The following is a 19,238-nucleotide window of genomic DNA, read 5'->3' on the forward strand; positions in this document are numbered from 1 at the left end:
CTTCAACAAAATTTCAGATTAAGAATGTTTGGTTAACCAGCTTTTGCTGACATCGAGCATCCGGTTCGCGAACCCCCACTCATTGTCGAACCAGCACAGTACTTTCACCATGGTGCCCCCGGTTACCCGGGTCTGGCCGCCGTCCACCACGCCGGAATGGGCGTCGTGGTTGAAATCGGAGCTTGCCAGCAGTTCGTCGGTGTAGCCGAGTATGCTCTTCAACGGGCCATTGGCGGCCTCTTTTAGCAGGCTGTTCACCGCTGCCACATCGGTGCTCTTGCGCACATTCACCACCATGTCGATGGCGGACACGTTCATGGTCGGTACCCGCATGGCCACCGAGCTGAACTTGCCTTCCATGTTGGGCAGCAGCCGCTCGATACCCTTGGCGAGACCAGTTTCCACCGGGACGATGTTGTGCAGGGCACTTCGAGTGCGCCGCAGATCCTGATGGTGGTAGGCATCGATGACCGGCTGGTCGTTCATGGCGGCATGGATAGTTGTGGTGCTGCCCTGCTCCACACCAAACGCGTCGTCCAGCACTTTGATCACCGGAACGAGGCAGTTGGTGGTGCATGAGGCGGCGGCCACGATCACATCATCAGCTGTGAGATCGGCGTGGTTCACACCGTAGACCACGGTGCGGTCTACATCTGACTCGGCCGGCTGCGAGAACAGCAGCTGTTTGGCGCCAGAATCGATATGTTTCTGGGCCGTGGCGCGATCTGAGAAGGCGCCGGAACATTCCAGTACCAGATCGACATCAAGCAGCCGCCAGGGCAGTTCTGCCGGGTCAGCATGACTCAACACGCGGATCGCATCGCCATTGACCATGAGATCCTGGCCCGATACCGAAATATCACCCTGGAACCGGCCATGGGTGGAATCGTATCGGGTCAGGTGTGCAATGGTGTCGATATCCGACAGCTCATTAATCGCGACCACCTGCAGGTGGTCGCGAAAGCCGTTTTCATAAAGCGCGCGCAACACGCACTGGCCGATTCGGCCGTACCCGTTGATGGCGACACGAAAAGGCGCAGAGTCTGCCATCAGGCGTCCAGCAGCTCAGCCGCCACTTCCAGGACATTGTCCACGGTAAAGCCGAATTCCTTGAACAGCTCGCCAGCAGGCGCGGACTCACCGAAGGTGGTCATACCGATGATGCGACCGTCCAGGCCAACGTACTTGTACCAGTAGTCGGCAATGCCGGCTTCGATGGCGATGCGGTTGGTCACGTCCAACGGCAGAACCTGCTGCTTGTACTCAGCGCTCTGGGCGTCGAACACATCGGTGGACGGCATGGAAACAACGCGCACCTTCTTGCCCTGCTCCCGCAGCTTGGCAGCGGCGTCCTGGGCCAGGGCCACTTCGGAACCGGTGGCAATCAGGATCAGATCCGGAGTGCCCTCGCTGTCGGAGAGGATGTAGGCGCCCTTAGCCACGTCAGCCAGTTGCTGGGCGTCGCGATCCTGAGCCGGCAGGCCCTGACGGGAGAACACCATGGCCGTCGGGCCATCTTTGCGCTCCAGAGCGGCTTTCCAGGCCACTGCAGATTCAACGGTGTCGGCCGGGCGCCACATGCTCATATTGGGCGTGGTGCGCAGGCTGGCCATCTGCTCGATCGGCTGGTGTGTCGGGCCGTCTTCGCCCAGGCCGATGGAATCGTGAGTGAACACGAAGATGGAACGCTGCTTCATGAGCGCGGCCATGCGCACGGCGTTACGGCAGTATTCCATGAAGATCAGGAAGGTAGCGCCGTAGGGCACGAAACCGCCGTGCAGGGCGATGCCGTTCATGATGGCGGCCATGCCGAATTCACGAACACCGTAGTAAATGTAGTTACCGCTGGCATCTTCCTTGGTAAGGCCCTTGGTGTCGGACCAGATGGTCAGGTTGGAACCAGCCAGGTCGGCAGAGCCGCCCATCAGTTCCGGCAGCAGCGGGCCGTAGGCATTCAGGGTGTTCTGGGAAGCCTTGCGGGAAGCCACGGTTTCGGCCTTGTCCTGGCACTCCTGGATGTAGGCCTGGGCCTTCTCGGCAAAATCGGCAGGCAGGTCGCCGGCCATGCGGCGCTTGAATTCTGCGGCAAGCTCCGGCTCGGCCTTCTCGTAGGCCGCGAACTTCTGCTCCCACTCGGACTGGGCTACGGCGCCTTTCTCACGGGCATTCCAGGCACTGGCAATGTCGGCCGGGATTTCGAACGGGCCGTACTGCCAGCCCAGTTGCTCGCGGGTCAGGGTGATTTCGTCGTCACCCAGGGGAGCACCGTGACAGCTTTCCTTGCCCTGCTTGTTCGGGGAACCAAAGCCGATGATGGTCTTGCAGCAAATCAGGGTGGGCTGATCGGTATTGGCCCGGGCTGCTTCGATAGCAGCGCGAATGGCGTCGGCGTCGTGGCCGTCGACGGCGGGAATCACCTGCCAGCCGTAGGACTCGAAACGCTGCGGGGTGTTATCGGTGAACCAGCCCTCAACCTCGCCATCGATGGAGATGCCGTTGTCGTCGTAGAAGAACACCAGTTTGCCGAGGCCGAGGGTGCCAGCGAGGGATGCCACTTCGTGGGAGATGCCTTCCATGAGGCAGCCGTCGCCGAGGAATGCGTAGGTGTAGTGGTCAACAATCTCGTGACCTGGGCGGTTGAACTGCGCTGCCAGAGACTTCTCGGCAATGGCAAAGCCAACGGCGTTGGCAATGCCCTGACCGAGGGGGCCGGTGGTGGTTTCAATGCCCGGCGTGTAGCCGTACTCGGGATGCCCCGGGGTCTTGGAGTGCAGCTGACGGAAGTTCTTGATGTCGTCGATGGAAACGTCGTAACCGCTCAGGTGCAGCAGGGAATACTGCAGCATGGAGCCATGACCGTTGGACAGCACAAAGCGGTCACGGTTGGCCCACTGAGGGTTGGCCGGGTTGTGGCTCAGGTAATCGTTCCACAGAACCTCGGCGATATCCGCCATACCCATGGGCGCACCCGGGTGGCCGGACTTGGCTTTCTGAACCGCATCCATGCTCAGCGCGCGAATGGCGTTGGCGAGATCTTTACGAGACGGCATTGACGTTTCTCCAGTGTTTTGCAGGAAAAGAATTCGTAGTGATTAAAGGGCGATCAAAATGAGGCGCGTATTTTCGCCGATTAGTGTGTGCCGGGGCAAATCGGCATACGCCTGTTTCACGATTGTTTGCCTGTGGATTTCCGAAAGGGTCTGATTTCAAAGAACGATAAATCTATATCAAAATTTTTTGATATGCCTATTGATTGACCACCCGAAGCACCCTAAACTTCGTTGCCATGACATCCATGAACGCACACGCCGATAACCTGTCCTCCGTGGACGCACTGGCCCCGATCTTCAAAGCGAGCGGGGATCCTTTGCGCCTGGAGATTTTGCGTGTGTTGAGAAGGGATACCTTCGGGGTACTGGAACTCAGCCAGCTGTTCGATATGCGTCAGTCCGGCATGAGCCACCACCTGAAAGTGATGAACAAGGCCGGTCTGCTGGAGCCACAGCGCGAAGGCAATGCGATCTTCTATCGCCGCCCGCTGCATCTGGACAGCGACAAGCCAACCGACCAGACCATCCGCCAGATATTTGAGGTGGTCGACCGGGTGCCGCTGCCGCCGCACCTGCAGGAACGCATTGAAGCCATTCGCACCCAGCGTGCCGATCAGTCCCAGGCCTTCTTTGCTCGCCATGCAGAGCAGTTCCGGGAACAGCAGGAGCTGATCGCTGCCTTTGACCTTTATGCGGAGCCGGTAGCGGAGATGATCCGCAAGCGGTCCCGCAAGCACCAGTGGCAGTCGGCCCTGGAAATCGGCCCCGGTGAAGGCGCCTTTCTGCCTGTTCTGGCTGAGCTTTGCGGACATGTGGTTGCCCTTGATAACAGCCGGGACATGCTGGCCAAGGCAACCCGCACGTGTATTGAAGAACGGTTGAACAACATCGATCTGATTGAGGGCGTAACCGACACCCTGCTGGCCCGGGGCGACGCCTTCGACCTGGTGGTTGCCAACATGGTGCTGCACCACGTGCCCAGCCCCGCTGACATCTTCCTGGATGCCGCGGCACTGATGAACAACGGCGGCTGCTTTGTGATCAGCGACCTGTGCAGTCACGACCAGGACTGGGCCAAAGAAAACTGCGGTGATCTCTGGCTCGGTTTCGAGCCGGAAGAGCTGACAAGCTGGGCAGCGGACGCTGGCCTGGTAGCCGGGGAACAGCTGTTCATCGGCTTGCGAAACGGTTTCCAGATCCAGGTTCGCGAATTCTGGAAACACAGCGGCCAGATTTGACGACCTGAATCGCAATATCAACAAATTTTGATATACGGATACGTAGTTTTACGTATCCTTACACAGACCACCAAACCGGATACCGGAAAGCGCTTTAAGAAAGCCACTTACCGGCCTGAATTTGAATCGCTCACAGAGGAGCATGCGTTATGGCTGACTACAATATCTTCACTTCCGAATCGGTCTCTGAAGGCCACCCGGACAAACTGGCAGACCAGATCTCTGATGCCGTGCTGGACGCCATCCTGACCGACGATCCTCACGCCCGTGTTGCCTGCGAAACCATGGTAAAAACCGGTGTGGCCATCGTTGGCGGTGAAATCACCACCAGCGCCTGGGTCGACCTGGAAGACCTGGTGCGCGGTGTGATCAAGGACATCGGCTACACCTCCTCGAAAGTGGGCTACGACGGCGACACCTGCGGCATCATCAACATCATCGGCAAGCAGTCGGTGGATATCGCCCAGGGCGTTGACCGCCAGAAGCCGGAAGACCAGGGTGCCGGCGACCAGGGCCTGATGTTCGGCTACGCCAGCAACGAAACCGACGTGCTGATGCCGGCACCGATCACCTTCTCCCACCGTCTGGTGCAGCGCCAGGCCGAGGCCCGCAAGAGCGGCCTGCTGCCGTGGCTGCGTCCGGACGCCAAGAGCCAGGTAACCTGCCGCTACGAGAATGGCCGTGTTGCCGGTATCGACGCGGTGGTTCTGTCCACCCAGCACGATGAAGACGTGACCCAGGAAGACCTGAAAGAAGCGGTGATGGAGCTGATTGTGAAGCATGCGCTGCCCGCTGAACTGCTCCACAAGGACACCCAGTTCCACATCAACCCGACCGGCAAGTTTGTGATCGGCGGCCCGGTGGGCGACTGCGGCCTGACTGGCCGGAAGATCATTGTCGACACCTATGGCGGCATGGCTCGCCACGGTGGTGGAGCCTTCTCCGGCAAGGATCCGTCCAAGGTAGACCGTTCCGCCGCTTACGCCGGCCGCTACGTAGCCAAGAACATTGTTGCCGCCGGCCTGGCCGACAAGTGCGAGATCCAGGTGTCCTACGCCATCGGCGTTGCCCAGCCAACGTCGATTTCCCTGAACACCTTCGGCACCGGCAAGATCAGCGACGACAAGATCATCCAGCTGGTTCGCGAAAACTTCGACCTGCGCCCGTATGCGATCACCAACATGCTCGATCTGCTGCATCCGATGTACCGGGCCACGGCAGCCTACGGCCACTTTGGCCGCGATCCGTACGAGATGACCGTGGGTGGCAAGACCTTTACTGCCTTCCCATGGGAGAAGACCGATCGCGCCGCCGCTCTCAAGGATGCTGCTGGTATCTAAACCGATTTGGGGCGTATGTCACCAGACATATGCCCAAGCCAAACTGACTGACAGGAGAACACCATGAGCACTCCCGCAGAAAAACTGAACAGCTTTGACGACTACAAGGTTCGCGATATTTCCCTGGCCGGCTGGGGCCGGAAGGAAATCAACATCGCCGAAGGCGAAATGCCGGCCCTGATCAAGCTCCGTGAGAAGTACAAAGCCGAGCAGCCGCTGAAAGGCGCCAACATCATGGGCTGTATCCACATGACCATACAGACCGCCGTGCTGATCGAGACCCTGGTGGAACTGGGCGCTAACGTGCGCTGGTCTTCGTGCAACATCTTCTCAACCCAGGATCAAGCTGCAGCGGCCATCGCGGCGCAGGGCATTCCCGTGTTTGCCTGGAAAGGCGAGACCGACGAAGAGTATGACTGGTGCCTGGAGCGCACCGTGGGTGCCGACGTTGACGGCTGGGAGCCGAATATGATCCTGGACGACGGCGGCGACCTGACTGCCCTGCTCCATGAAAAATACCCGGAGATTCTGGCCAAGTGCCACGGCGTGACCGAAGAGACCACCACCGGCGTGCACCGACTGCAGGAAATGCTGCGCGAAGGCACCCTGAAGGTTCCGGCCATCAACGTGAACGACGCGGTCACCAAGTCCAAAAACGACAACAAGTACGGCTGTCGCCACAGCCTGAACGACGCCATCAAGCGCGCGACCGACCACCTGCTTTCCGGCAAGAAGGCCCTGGTCATCGGTTACGGCGACGTAGGCAAGGGCTCTGCCGCCTCGCTGCGTCAGGAAGGCATGATCGTGAAAGTCACCGAAGCCGATCCGATCTGCGCCATGCAGGCGTGCATGGACGGTTTTGAAGTGGTGTCCCCGTACATCGACGGCGTGAACACCGGCACCGAGGCGGGCGTGGACCGTGACCTGCTGCAGAACACCGATCTGCTGGTCACCACCACCGGCAACATGAACGTGTGCGATGCACACATGCTCAAGGCCCTGAAAAGCGGAGCCGTAGTGTGCAACATCGGCCACTTCGATAACGAGATCGATACCGCCTACATGCGCAAGAACTGGGAATGGGACGAGGTGAAGCCACAGGTGCACGTTGTGTACCGCGACAAGGCCACCAACGACCACCTGATCCTGCTCTCCGAAGGCCGCCTGGTGAACCTGGGCAACGCCACCGGTCACCCGTCACGAATCATGGACGGCTCCTTCGCCAACCAGGTTCTGGCCCAGATGTACCTGTTCGAGCGCAAGTTCGCCGACTTGCCGGAAGATGCCCGTGAGAAAGGCGTGTACGTTCAGGTTCTGCCCAAGCACCTGGACGAGGAAGTGGCCCGGGCCATGGTGGAAGGCTTTGGTGGCGTGATCACCAAGATGACGCCGGAGCAGGCCAAATACATCGGTGTACCGGTCGAAGGCCCGTACAAGCCAGAAAGCTACAAGTACTGATCGGGTAAACAGATGCAATCCCAGAAACAGTTCAAGCGCCGTTTCAGCTTTGAGTTTTTCCCGCCCAAGACCGATCAGGGCAAGGAAAAGCTGCAGAACGTGCGCAACCAGCTGGCCGAGGTGAATCCGGACTTTTTCTCGGTCACCTTCGGCGCCGGTGGTTCCACCCGGGACCGCACCATCGAGACCGTGCTCAACCTGCATAGCCAGGGCATTTCCACGGCTCCGCACCTTTCCTGCGTCGGGGGCACCCGCCAGGAAATCGGCGAGCTGCTGGATCTTTACAAAGAGCATGGAATCAACCGGATTGTCGCCCTGCGGGGCGACATGCCCTCTGGTATGGGGGCAGCCGGTGAGCTGCGCTACGCCAACGAGCTGGTGGAATTCATCCGCGAGCACAGCGGCGACACCTTCAACCTGGAAGTGGCAGCGTACCCTGAGTTTCATCCCCAGGCCCGCAACGCCGAAGAAGATCTGAAAAACTTTGCCCGCAAGGTTCAGGCTGGCGCCAACAGTGCCATCACCCAGTACTTCTTCAACGCAGACAGCTACTTCTATTTTATCGACCGTCTGGAGAAGATGGGCGTTACCATTCCGGTGGTGCCGGGCATCATGCCCATCGTCAATTTCTCCAATCTGGTTCGCTTCTCCGACATGTGCGGCGCGGAAATTCCCCGCTGGATTCGCAAGCAGCTCGAGGCCTACGGCGACGACAGTGATTCCATCCGCAAATTCGGTGAGGAAGTGGTCACCGAGATGTGCGAGAAGCTGCTGAAGGCCGGCGCGCCGGGCTTGCATTTCTATACCCTGAACCAGGTGGAACCCAGCATCAGCATCTGGAAGAACCTGGGCATCAGTGAGCGGGAGAAGATTGCTTTCTGATGTGCGTAACCGGTGTCGGATTACGGCCCGTGGGCCTAATCCGACTTACCGTTCTCCCGCAAATTTAAGCCGCTCATCGTAGGTTGGATCAGGTCCAAAGGACCGTAATCCAACAACTCCCGCCAGCCGTACCTACCCGCCAAGCATTTGATTTCCTGTGTCCATCTGCGTAATAGTCTAGAGTGTATGTGATGCAGTTCCATCAACGCTCCCCGGAGATCGCAGTCACCAGCAGTGATTGGTCCGGCTTGCCTTACCGGGCAAATGGAGCCTCATAAGAAAGAAAAGGAGAATGTATGAGCACGAAGTGGCTAAAGACCGTAAGCGCCAGCCTGGCACTCACCGTTGCCGCAGGAACCGTCAGCGCAGAGACCCTGCGCGTCGTCACTGACCCCAGTTTCGTTCCGTTTGAAATGATGGATCAGGAAACCGGCGAGATGATCGGTTTCGACATGGAAATCATCCGCGAGGTGGCCGACCGTGCCGGTTTCGAGATTGATCTGAACACCATGGATTTCAACGGCATCATCCCTGCCCTGCAAACCGGTAACGTCGACATTGCCATTGCCGGCATCACCATTACCGAAGAACGTGAAGAGATCGTCGACTTCTCAGACCCGTACTACGATTCCGGTCTGCGCATTCTTGTTCGCGAGAGCAACGGCGATGTCAGCGAATTCGACGACCTCGAAGGCAAGAAAATCGGCACCAAGATCGGCAGCACCAGTTACGACTACCTGGTCAAGAATCTGGAAGCCGATAACGGCGTAACCCCCTATCCGGGCAGCTCGGACATGTACATGGCGCTGATGTCCCGCTCCATTGATGCTGTCTTCTATGATGCGCCGAACGTTGGCTACTTCGCCCGCACCAAAGGTGAAGGCAAGGTGAAAACCGTTGGCCCGCTCTATGAAGGCCAGCAGTATGGTATCGCCCTGAAGAGCGGCAGTGAGTGGGTTGATGACGTTAACGAGGCCTTGGCCGCCATGAAAGAAGATGGTACCTACAAGACCATCTACGAGAAGTGGTTTGGCCCCATGCCCGAAGACATGTAAGGCCTCCCGGACCCTATCGGTCTGATTCCCTGTGCCGGGGCATCACTGCCCCGGCAATCCGTGACTCCAAAACTCTGCGGAGACTCTCACTGTGGAATTCCAGTTTCAGTTCGACTGGCAGGCAGCCATCGACTCAATCCCTTTTCTGATCAAAGGGATCCCCTACACCCTGCTGATTTCTTTTGGCGGTCTTCTGATCGGTTTTGCTCTGGGCATTGTCTTTGGCCTGCTGAGCATCAACAAGAAGTGGTTCCTGCGGTGGCCGGCAACCGCCTACATTGAAATCTTTCGCGGCACGCCCATCCTGGTTCAGGTGCTGTTCATCTTCTACGGTCTGCCCGACCTTATCGGCGGCCCGATTGATCCCCTGACGGCCGGCATCGCGGCCATCGCCCTGAACTCCGGCGCCTATATATCCGAGGTGGTCCGTGGTGGTGTCCAGTCCATCGACAAGGGCCAGACCGAAGCCGGGCTTTCCCTGGGCCTGTCCCGCACCCAGACCTTCTGGTCTGTGGTCTGGCCGCAGGCGTTCCGCCGGATGATTCCGCCGCTGGGCAACCAGGCCATCGTCAGCATCAAGGACACATCGCTGTTCTCGGTGATTGGCGTTGGTGAACTGGTACGCCAGGGTCAGATCTATATTGCCAACACTTTTACCGCGTTTGAGGTGTACTTTGTGGTCGCGATCCTCTACCTGGCCATTACCCTCTCATTGTCACTGATTCTCCGCTTCGTTGAGCGGCGCGGTCTGGCTTCTGTCTGAAGGAACGTTACACATGACTCAGATTGTAAAAATGAAGGGCATGAACAAGTACTTCGGCAAACTGCATGTCCTGAAAGATATTGATCTTACTGTCGAAAAAGGCGAAGTGGTGGTAATCATCGGTGCCAGTGGCTCCGGTAAATCCACCCTGATCCGCTGTGTAAACGGTCTTGAAGAGTTCGAGTCCGGCACCCTGGAGGTGGATGGCCACCCGCTGGCGCCCAAGAGCGGCAACCCGAAATCCCTCGCGGAAATCCGCAAGGAAGTGGGCATGGTATTCCAGCAGTTCAACCTGTTCCCGCACCTCACGGTCAAGAAGAACATCATGCTGGCACCCCAGAAGGTGAAGAGCACGTCTCAAACCGTAGCCAACGCGACCGCCGAACGACTGCTGAACAGGGTGGGCATTGGCAACCAGGCCGACAAATACCCAAGCCAGCTGTCCGGCGGCCAGCAGCAGCGGGTCGCGATCGCCCGGGCCCTGGCCATGGAACCGCGCCTGATGCTATTCGACGAGCCAACCTCAGCACTGGACCCGGAAATGATCGGCGAAGTGCTGGACGTTATGCGCGAGCTGGCCAAGGAAGGCATGACCATGATGGTCGTGACTCACGAAATGGGCTTCGCCCGTGAAGTGGCCGACCGTGTGATCTACATTCACGAAGGCCAGATTGTGGAACAGGGCAAACCGGACGATGTGTTCGACAACCCGCAGAATGAGCGCACGCAGGCGTTTCTTTCTCGGGTTCTTGCGCACTGAGCCAAACCAGCTCGACAAAGCCTCCGCTCGCGGGGGCTTTTTTCTTGAATGCCCGCCACCAAATCGCAACAATGCTCCACAAAACCGTTTAACCCACCGGCGATGTGAACCCCCTTAGCCGGACAAGGACGCAGTAACCCCCATGGCCAAAGCCCCCAGCAAGAAAACCACCAAAAGCTTCGAACAGACCCTCTGGGACACCGCCGACAAACTGCGCGGCACGGTGGAATCCTCCGAGTACAAACACGTGGTACTCAGCCTGATCTTCCTGAAATTCGTCAGCGACAAGTTCGAGGAGCGCAAACAAGCGCTCATTGACGAAGGCCAGGGCGATTACGTGGACATGGTGGACTTCTACACCATGAAGAACGTGTTCTACCTGCCGCCGGAAGCCCGCTGGAGCCATATCCGCAAACACGCCAAGCAGGACGACATTGCCCTGAAAATCGACACGGCGCTGTCCACCATCGAGAAAACCAACAAATCCCTGCGCGGCGCCCTACCAGACAACTACTTCTCCCGCCTGGGCATCGACGTGAGCAAGCTGGCAGCGCTGATCGACTCCATCGACAACATCGACACGGTGGAAGACCGCGAGCAGGACGTGGTGGGCCGGGTGTACGAATACTTCCTCGGCAAATTTGCCGCCACCGAAGGCAAGGGTGGCGGCGAGTTCTACACGCCCAAGTGCGTGGTCAACCTGCTGGCGGAGATGATCGAGCCGTTTCAGGGCAAGATCTACGACCCCTGCTGCGGCTCCGGCGGCATGTTCGTGCAGTCCATCAAGTTTGTGGAAAGCCACCAGGGCAACCAGAAAGACATCTCGATCTACGGCCAGGAATACACCGCCACCACCTACAAGCTGGCCAAGATGAACCTGGCCATTCGCGGCATTGCCGGCAACCTGGGCGACGTTCCTGCCGACAGCTTCTTCAAGGACCAGCACCCGGACCTGAAGGCGGACTTCATCCTGGCCAACCCGCCGTTCAACATGGACCAGTGGCGCGCCCCGGACGAGCTCACCGACGACCCTCGCTGGGCCGGCTATGAGGTACCGCCCACCGGCAACGCCAACTACGCCTGGATACTGCACATGATCGCCAAGCTGTCCGAACACGGTACCGCCGGGTTCGTGATGGCCAACGGTTCCATGTCCACCAACACCAAGGGCGAAGGCGCCATCCGCCAGAAGATCATTGAGAACGACCTGGTGGACTGCATGATCGCCCTGCCCGGCCAGTTGTTCTACACCACCCAGATCCCCGTGTGCCTGTGGTTCCTCACCAAAAACAAGAAGGCCCAGACCATCCCCGGCCACAGCGACAGCAACCACCGCAACCGGGAAGGCGAAACCCTGTTCATCGACGCCCGCAACCTGGGTAGCATGATCAGCCGCGTACATAAGGAACTCACCCCCGACGACATCGCCCACATCGCCCGCACCTACCACGCCTGGCGCGGGGAGACGAAAGACGGCGATTACGAGGACGTACCCGGCTTCTGCAAAGCCGTCACCATTGAGGACATCAAAGCCAACGACTACGTGCTCACCCCGGGCCGCTACGTGGGCGCCGCGGAGATTGAAGATGACGGTGTTCCGTTTGAGGTGAAGATGGCGGAGCTGAGCCAGACGCTGTATCGGCAGATGGCTGAGGGGGAGAAGCTCGATGCGGTGATTCGAGGGAATCTGGAGGGGTTGGGTTATGGGGAGTGAGTGGCAAACAGGTAGCGTCGGAGACCTATTTGATCTAATCAATGGCTACGCTTTCAAGAGTAGAGAATTTCAGACATCGGGCATTCCAGTAATCAAAATAAAAAATATCAAAGCAGGTCACTTCAGCGAACACGAATTTTCGTATGTGTCCCGAAGCTACTTGGATGAGCGGCCTCAGAAACTGGCAAGAAATGGTGACCTTCTTATCTCCATGTCAGGAAACCGACATGATGGCTCGCCTGAAACTTGGGTAGGTAAAGTAGCCTTCTTTGACAAATCCTCACCCTATTTAATCAACCAACGTGTCGGAGCCTTGAGGGCCCGGGACAACACCGTTGTTGACCCACGATTTATGGGCTATCTGCTCTCCGCATGGGATTATCAGTTTCTTTTCATTTCAATAGCAACAAGCTCTGGCGGACAAGCCAACTTGTCACCCAAACAAATATTAAACGCCAAAATCAAATACCCCTCTCTAGGAATACAGCAAAAAATTGGGCGAATTCTTGGTAGGTTAGATGACAAAATCGCCCTAAACCAACAAATCAACACCACCCTCGAATTCATGGCCCAGGCCCTGTTCAAAAGCTGGTTCGTGGACTTCGACCCGGTGATCGACAACGCCCTGGCCGCCGGCAACCCCATCCCCGAAGCCCTGCAAGCCCGCGCCGACGCCAGAGCCACCCTCGGCGACCAGCGCAAGCCCCTGCCCGACCACATCCGCCAGCAGTTCCCGGACCGATTTGTGCTGACAGAGGAAATGGGGTGGGTGCCGGAGGGGTGGCATATCAGCACCATCGGCGAGCAGGTTGAAACCACCGGCGGCGGCACGCCAAGCACCAAGAATCCGGACTTCTGGGATAACGGGGTACATCCGTTCTGCACGCCGAAAGATATGTCGCAACTGAAATCGCTGGTATTGATGGACACCGAAAGGCACCTGACCGACGCTGGCGTCCGGAAAATTTCGTCAGGCCAGCTTCCCAAAGGCACGGTTCTGATGTCCTCCAGAGCACCGATAGGCTATCTGGCCATCAGCGACATCCCGGTTTCCGTCAACCAGGGCATCATCGCCATGCTGCCCAACCAACATTACGGGCCGGTCTATCTGTTGTGCTGGGCAAAAACCAACATGAACCATATTACCGACCGGGCCAATGGCAGCACGTTTCAGGAAATCAGCAAAAAGAACTTCCGCCCTATTCCTTTTCTGGTGCCCGGAAAAGGCATACTGGAAGCGTTCAACGAGCAGGCGGAGGCGATTTATTCGCGAATCTTGCTCACTTCCGAACAGACGGATGCCCTGACTAGACTCCGCGATACCCTCCTGCCCAAACTCCTATCTGGCGAACTGCGGGTTCCGGAGGCGGAGCGGCCGGTTGCAGAGATCATCTAGGCTACCGACTTTGACAGTGGATATACCAAAGGACGCATGGAATTAAGGAACGGATAGATGCCTGAACAAGAAATGCCCGGCGGCGAGTTTATCGTCTACACCACCGACGATGGCGAGACACGTGTGGAGTGCCGCTTTTCAGAGGGCACGTTATGGCTTAGCCAGGCACTCATGGCTGAGCTGTTCCAGACCACACCCCAGAACATCACTCTGCACCTCAAGGCACTCTTCGAGGATGGCGAACTCGACGAAGAGGCAACTTGTAAGGATTACTTACAAGTTCGTCAGGAGGGCAAGCGGCGCGTTCAAAGGACGGTCAGGCACTACAACCTGGAAGCCATACTGGCGGTGGGCTTTCGCGTACGCTCGCCCCGGGGTGTCCAGTTTCGTCGCTGGGCCAACGCTCAGCTTCAGGAGTATCTCGTCAAGGGGTTTGTCATGGATGACGAGCGCCTGAAAAACCCGCCGGTGCCGGGCGCCAGCCCAGTTCCCGATTACTTTGACGATTTGCTTGAGCGTATCAGGGATATACGTGCCAGTGAACGTCGCATGTACCTGAGGGTGCGGGAGATCTTCAAACTGGCTGCGGATTACGAACCTTCATCCAAGGAAACTGTGCAATTCTTCCGCGTCATTCAGAACAAGCTGCATTACGCCGCAACGGGCCAGACGGCTGCTGAACTGATCGCAACCCGGGCAAATGCCTCGGAACCCAACATGGGGCTAACCGTCTGGAAAGGCGAGATCGTTCGAAAGGCGGATGTAACCGTGGCCAAGAACTACCTTGAGAGCGATGAAATTGATGCGTTGAACAGGATCGTCGTCATGTGGCTCGATTTTGCGGAAGATCAGGCCAAGAGGCGAAAGCAGGTTTTCCTGAAGGACTGGGAGCAAAAGCTGAATGACTTTCTTCGCTTCAACGAGCGAGAGGTTCTGTCGGGAGCCGGAACGATCAGTAAGCGGGACGCAGACCAGAAAGCCGGTCTGGAGTATCAGAAATTCGAACAAAGGCGGCGGGAATCACTGGAGAAGGCGGGTGCTGAGGAAACAATCAGGCAACTCGAGTCGCTGTCAAAACGCGAGACCGATTGAGCCATCGTGAATGAAGCCGTACACCAAATTGCGGAACGGCTCGCACGAACGAGTGCGCTCCTTTTCTGACAGAACCAAATCTCGGCATTATGGTGCGTTAAAAATTGCTCAATCTTTTGTGTAATCATTTCAACGAAATCTTCATGCTTTTCCTTAGAGAGGGCTCGTCATGAAAACTCACGCCATCCTGGCGGAGAAATCCGTCAGCATGTCTGCGTTACGCAACAATCCTGCGCAGTATTTTGGCGATAAGCCCATAGCCGTTCTGAGCCACAACAAGCCCGCAGGCTACGTGCTTGGCGCGGAACTGTTCGAGGAAATGATGAAGCTGATTGGCGACAAGGAAGCCGCCCGCGCATTCCGCGGCCGCTTCCGGCCATCCGAAGCCGAACTTGCGGAGTACTGCAAACGCAGCGCCAAGGCTCTGGAGGAAGCCGAACCTGTGGATCTGGTGGAAAACTTCGGAGAATACAAATCAACGGGACGGCGTGCGCGGAGATAATTTCCTGTCAACGTAATACTCATAGAGCTCGGCCATTGTTCTCTCTGGATTCTCCCCCAGCACGGCCCGCTGCTCACTGAACCGCACAATGGTCTCACGAGGCCGGATCAGCTCCCGGAACAGGCCTTTGTGAAATCCATACTCCCGGTCGTTGTCACCAAACTCGGCGGTCTGGCCTTTGAGCATGCCCTGCACTCTGCACAACTCCGCATCCAGGTTCGCCATCGTTTTGAGGTACACCCCCCGGTCCAGCTCTTCAAAAAACTGGGTGATACGGGCATGTTTTTTCCGAAGCAGTTTAAAGCCCAGGTAGCGGGTTTTCGGCGCCCATAGCAAAATACCGACGTTGGCGAACTCGCCCGTCTCGATATAAGGCATAAACCGTACGATGGCGTATTGGCACGCTATTCTTTTCATCGGTAAGTCCGCTATTCTCGTTTTGAGGAAGTACGGGTTAGATCCTCCATTTTATTTCACTACTGATCCCGCGACCGTGTTCAGTAAGACCTAACCCCATGAAACATAAATTCCGTCTTATTTCATCGCAAATCGAAGGAAGCTATGACGGGGCCTCAGAAAGGGCACAGCCGAAAACCCATGATCCGCCTCCACTGCACCAAGAAACTGCTGGCAAAACTGCCACTTCACGCATCCGGCAGCCTCAAACGCAAGCGACCGCTCCCCCATGCCGCCAATGATGAGTCTGAAAGCCCGCTGAGCGGCTGGCACGCCAACCTGCTCACCATCCAGCGCCGCAACTGCGTGTTGTTTGTTCACGACCGCACCCGCTTTCCGTTGCTGGCCACTTGCCTGACCAAACCGGACTTAGCAGAGCTGGACTGGTGGTTTCAGGATGCATTTATGAACACGCTGCTCAAGTCCGGCGCGAATGAGGCGCAGATGGACGCCGCCGAACGCGCCCTCGCAGAACTGGTTTGCGACTCGGAATGCGACCGTTCCGTGCAGGCAACCATGAATCGGATGGGGCAGGATCTTGAGCATCAGATCTGGTATGACCGTCTTTCGATCAGCGACTTGGCACCCTACAGAACCGGAGCTTGGTTAGCGGACAGGCCCTGCACGATTAAGGGCATCAAAGGCTGGATCTGGCCGCAGCGGGAAATGCTGGCGTTGTTGGATACCGCTAGACGATAGCGCTTTGTTGTCTTAGCTGCGCCTGTAATCGCTGATCAATCCGCCCTGCTTCCCGCACGAGATTAACGCCCATGCTTACTTGAGCCACCTCCATCAAATCCGCCGGAATGGCTCGCTTCTGTTTTTCAGAGAACCAGGCCAGCACATCGCATAAATGCCAGAGTGCCGACGCGCCCTCATGGACCGGCAGTGGAAAACTGGCCAGATGGGTTTGAATCAGTTTGCGCATGTTCTGGCGGGAAAACATCAACAGACTCGCCATGTCGGAAATACCCACAAAATCCGGCCCGGCCTCCACCAGGCGGGCCTCAGGAAGCACCCGCTGCACATCCTGTAGCGCGCTGAGCATGGCTTGTTCTGCTGAAGCCGCTTCGCGTGTGAAGTTCAGAGCAAGCCGGCCCTTTTGACCGAGGCCAATGATGGCGTCATCACATCCCGCTTGAAACAATGAGCTCTCTACCTGGTCCTGCGCCAGATCTGGCGGAACTGAAAATTTAAGTGTGAAGTCGTACTCACGATTCATGGTCTTCACCTTCGACACCTCGGTTCTCGGTGCAGTTATCAACGATGCGGCGAATCTGCCTGGCATGGTTCCGTGGATTCCTGGGGGTGCTCCATATACTGGCAACACAGAACTCTCCACACCGGCAATCCAGGTTATTGAACGGGCAATACATTCGCCCCCAGGCATGGCCATTCCTGTTTTCGATCCGCCAGCCATTCAGTTCCGCGTAGGCCAGCGCCGCTTCAATCTCTTTGCTCGCATGTTTCTTGCGGGGCATTCTTGCCGTTCCTTGGGCAAATATTACACACCCAGGTTGTCACATGACAACCTTAATTGGTCGGAAAGTTTCTTATTCAAACTGCATATATATACCCGCCAGCAGAACAAGCACGAGCGTTCCATACATCGACAACACAGGCACCAAACACCACGCTTGCCAAAGCCTCGGCAGCGGAACGTCAGGGTCACCCAGCATGGATGCACGTTTGTGGCAGAAGCGAGACGAACAATTACGGAAAACAAGAAAGGCAAAGATATGACTGCATCTGACGAGGCGGCCAACGAGCGCTTCTGACCAGATCTGGCTGATACTGGAAAGACTGCCAGAAGGTGTCGAGACTCTTTGTTCTATTTTTCTTGCATAGCGAAAGCCCGTAGTCACGGTCAAAAAAATGAACAACAAGCTCAGCAGAATACCCCCAGCCACCGTATACGCTGCGAAAATCCGCCATTCCTCACTCACGGTTACGCACCTCGTAAATCATTTCTCCCGCAGCTGCGCCCATATCACCGACTGTTTTTCCACCGATGGCGCTGCCCATGCCGGCAGCTATGATTCCGCAAGCTACGCCGCCTACGCCAGCAGTGCCGATGCCTACAGCTACACAGAGTAACGGAGCTGCAAAGGCTCCCGCTGTGCCGCCCGCTGCTGAACCAGCAAATCGCAAAGACTCGGTTAGCCCAACTCGCTCACACTCATTCGCTCGCCCAGTCGAACACGCCTCGTAAATCTTGTACCCAGCCAGCCCGGCATCCAATGCCACAACCAATCGCCCTCCATGCTCCACAAACCGTGCAGCGCCTGCAGCCCTAGAATAGTGGGCTCCGTAGCCCGGAATCGGCCCAACACCCGCCTCTTTCCAGTGGTGAACCGTGCCTTTGGTTGAAAGCCCCAGGGCCCTCTTCAACTTGGGATTGTCATCGAGCGAGAGACCTTTCCGCGCCATATTCCCAAGCGCGAAATCCAGTTTGGTGAATAAGGCTCGGCGTTGCTCGTAAAATTCCGGAACGTTCAGCCTACCGTGTTTTCTGAAGGTATTCTGATACAGCGCCTCAATATCCTTCAGAGTCATATTGATGCTCTTGATCTGCTGGCCAATCATCGCCGCGCCTGCACCCATGCCGGTCGCAGCATTCGCCGTCATCAGTTCCAGAAGGTCGTAATGATCGACGATGAACTGAGCTTCCTGTTCGCTCAGTTGTCGCACCTCCTGATTCACTTGGGCCGCCACGGTCATCAGATCATTTTCTTCGACCGTGCATTCCAGGCTTTCAGGATCGGCAATAACGATCATTTCTCCGGGTAGAACACGATTGCCCAGCCCCGGGTTCAAACGCTCAAAATTATCAGGTTTCGCAGATGCATCACCATAAAGCCGAGACAACAGCTCATTGCGGCTCATGGGTGCGCGAACGACATGGAATCCGGGCTCGCTCAGGTCCCGACTATCGTCGGCGTCAGAGTGAGTTGTGCTGACCGTATTTTTTGCTCCGGGCTCAGCCGCGGAGGCTGAGTTAGTCGGAGAAGCCAAAGATTCAGCCTGGTCTGTGGATTTCAACTTTTCTGGCGTTGCCCGAACTGACTCCCCGGCCGTCGCGGAAGATATCGCTGCTTTGGGGGTAACGGGGGATACCCCCGAAAACGGCGCCAGCGTGTGAGTGTCACCAATCACCACAGACCCGGAACCAATCGTCACGCCACCACAGGAAATCGCACCACCGGTCACCGCGGCCGGTTTGCCATTGATCATGACCGTGGCAGAACCACCGGTGATAGTCCGGGGATGGGGTGGGTGCTTCGGTTTGGAGTGGGGTGCCAGCGGGTCGCCCACGCGGGCAGCGGGCTTGCCGTCAATCAGTACATCCGGGGAGCCGGCAATGACTGGCGTGGGCGGAAAACCTTCGTGGTCGGAGCCGAGGTCTCCGAGCAGAACAATGGCTTTACTCATGTCGCATCCTTTGCGTTTTGCTGAGCCATCCTGGCTCTGTGAGTGAACAGGCGCAGTTTATACGGAAGCGCCCGCCCGGCCAAATTCTACGATTTCAGAG

At 57.4% G+C, this 19,238-nt stretch carries 19 protein-coding genes; 12 read left to right on the forward strand and 7 right to left on the reverse strand.

From position 1 onward, the window contains the following. Positions 1–18: 18 nt before the first annotated feature. Together gap and tkt are read right to left on the reverse strand one after the other, a co-directional pair. Complete coding sequence (gene gap / locus SIC15_RS15670; RefSeq protein WP_412536414.1) at positions 19–1,050, reverse strand: type I glyceraldehyde-3-phosphate dehydrogenase; 1,032 nt, start codon at positions 1,048–1,050, stop codon at positions 19–21. After that, a complete protein-coding gene (gene tkt, locus SIC15_RS15675) occupies positions 1,050–3,050 on the reverse strand; it encodes a transketolase (RefSeq protein ID WP_412536415.1) in 2,001 nt (666 codons plus the stop codon). Before tkt ends, gap begins: the two co-directional genes overlap by 1 nt. Before the next feature lie 236 nt (positions 3,051–3,286). Here tkt and SIC15_RS15680 point away from each other — a divergent pair, with 236 nt between their 5' ends. The 11 genes from SIC15_RS15680 to yafN all read left to right on the forward strand — a co-directional run bounded on the left by SIC15_RS15680 (position 3,287) and on the right by yafN (position 15,250). Further along, positions 3,287–4,288 carry a metalloregulator ArsR/SmtB family transcription factor gene (locus SIC15_RS15680; RefSeq protein ID WP_069184428.1) on the forward strand — a complete coding sequence of 334 codons (1,002 nt, stop codon included), beginning with the start codon at positions 3,287–3,289 and terminating at the stop codon, positions 4,286–4,288. A gap of 149 nt (positions 4,289–4,437) precedes the next feature. Then, entirely contained in the window at positions 4,438–5,628 is a 1,191-nt protein-coding gene (gene metK / locus SIC15_RS15685; protein WP_069184429.1) for a methionine adenosyltransferase, read from the forward strand. A gap of 63 nt (positions 5,629–5,691) precedes the next feature. Next, on the forward strand, positions 5,692–7,086 hold the full coding sequence (ahcY, locus tag SIC15_RS15690) for an adenosylhomocysteinase (RefSeq protein ID WP_069184430.1): 1,395 nt from the start codon (positions 5,692–5,694) through the stop codon (positions 7,084–7,086). A 12-nt stretch (positions 7,087–7,098) separates the two neighbouring features. Beyond that, positions 7,099–7,968, forward strand: a complete 870-nt coding sequence (metF, locus tag SIC15_RS15695) for a methylenetetrahydrofolate reductase [NAD(P)H] (protein ID WP_069184431.1) — start codon at positions 7,099–7,101, stop codon at positions 7,966–7,968. Positions 7,969–8,264: 296 nt separating this feature from the next. Further along, a complete protein-coding gene (locus tag SIC15_RS15700; protein WP_412536416.1) occupies positions 8,265–9,023 on the forward strand; it encodes a transporter substrate-binding domain-containing protein in 759 nt (252 codons plus the stop codon). A gap of 91 nt (positions 9,024–9,114) precedes the next feature. Next, complete coding sequence (locus SIC15_RS15705) at positions 9,115–9,786, forward strand: amino acid ABC transporter permease (RefSeq protein WP_069184433.1); 672 nt, start codon at positions 9,115–9,117, stop codon at positions 9,784–9,786. A 13-nt stretch (positions 9,787–9,799) separates the two neighbouring features. Continuing rightward, a complete protein-coding gene (locus SIC15_RS15710; RefSeq protein ID WP_069184434.1) occupies positions 9,800–10,546 on the forward strand; it encodes an amino acid ABC transporter ATP-binding protein in 747 nt (248 codons plus the stop codon). A 142-nt stretch (positions 10,547–10,688) separates the two neighbouring features. After that, a complete protein-coding gene (locus tag SIC15_RS15715; protein WP_412536417.1) occupies positions 10,689–12,260 on the forward strand; it encodes a type I restriction-modification system subunit M in 1,572 nt (523 codons plus the stop codon). After that, positions 12,250–13,656: a restriction endonuclease subunit S gene (locus tag SIC15_RS15720; protein WP_412536418.1), complete on the forward strand. Its 1,407-nt coding sequence runs from the start codon at positions 12,250–12,252 to the stop codon at positions 13,654–13,656. The genes SIC15_RS15715 and SIC15_RS15720 overlap by 11 nt, the downstream gene beginning before the upstream one ends. A 57-nt stretch (positions 13,657–13,713) precedes the next feature. Beyond that, a complete protein-coding gene (locus SIC15_RS15725; RefSeq protein WP_136630161.1) occupies positions 13,714–14,748 on the forward strand; it encodes a virulence RhuM family protein in 1,035 nt (344 codons plus the stop codon). Positions 14,749–14,917: 169 nt separating this feature from the next. Next, entirely contained in the window at positions 14,918–15,250 is a 333-nt protein-coding gene (gene yafN, locus SIC15_RS15730) for a type I toxin-antitoxin system antitoxin YafN (protein ID WP_136630162.1), read from the forward strand. On the opposite strand, the gene SIC15_RS15735 is transcribed toward yafN, so the two are convergent. Continuing rightward, the gene (locus tag SIC15_RS15735; protein ID WP_136630163.1) at positions 15,224–15,667 is read right to left on the reverse strand and encodes a DUF3037 domain-containing protein; all 444 of its coding nucleotides are present in this window, start codon (positions 15,665–15,667) and stop codon (positions 15,224–15,226) included. The genes yafN and SIC15_RS15735 overlap by 27 nt on opposite strands. Before the next feature lie 144 nt (positions 15,668–15,811). On the opposite strand from SIC15_RS15735, the gene SIC15_RS15740 reads away from it, so the two are divergent. Next, a complete protein-coding gene (locus tag SIC15_RS15740) occupies positions 15,812–16,405 on the forward strand; it encodes a DUF6933 domain-containing protein (protein WP_412536419.1) in 594 nt (197 codons plus the stop codon). Here the strand turns inward: SIC15_RS15740 and SIC15_RS15745 are convergent. The 4 genes from SIC15_RS15745 to SIC15_RS15760 all read right to left on the reverse strand — a co-directional run bounded on the left by SIC15_RS15745 (position 16,395) and on the right by SIC15_RS15760 (position 19,138). Beyond that, positions 16,395–16,928 carry a helix-turn-helix transcriptional regulator gene (locus tag SIC15_RS15745; RefSeq protein WP_412536420.1) on the reverse strand — a complete coding sequence of 178 codons (534 nt, stop codon included), beginning with the start codon at positions 16,926–16,928 and terminating at the stop codon, positions 16,395–16,397. The two genes, SIC15_RS15740 and SIC15_RS15745, sit on opposite strands and share 11 nt — an antisense overlap. Continuing rightward, a complete protein-coding gene (locus SIC15_RS15750; RefSeq protein ID WP_412536421.1) occupies positions 16,918–17,187 on the reverse strand; it encodes a hypothetical protein in 270 nt (89 codons plus the stop codon). Before SIC15_RS15750 ends, SIC15_RS15745 begins: the two co-directional genes overlap by 11 nt. A 72-nt stretch (positions 17,188–17,259) precedes the next feature. After that, a complete protein-coding gene (locus SIC15_RS15755) occupies positions 17,260–17,652 on the reverse strand; it encodes a hypothetical protein (RefSeq protein WP_136630166.1) in 393 nt (130 codons plus the stop codon). Next, the gene (locus tag SIC15_RS15760; protein WP_412536422.1) at positions 17,645–19,138 is read right to left on the reverse strand and encodes a type VI secretion system PAAR protein; all 1,494 of its coding nucleotides are present in this window, start codon (positions 19,136–19,138) and stop codon (positions 17,645–17,647) included. Before SIC15_RS15760 ends, SIC15_RS15755 begins: the two co-directional genes overlap by 8 nt. Positions 19,139–19,238: the final 100 nt, after the last annotated feature.

Source organism: Marinobacter sp. MIT932201 (assembly GCF_047123295.1).
GTDB classification, from domain to species: Bacteria; Pseudomonadota; Gammaproteobacteria; order Pseudomonadales; family Oleiphilaceae; genus Marinobacter; species Marinobacter salsuginis.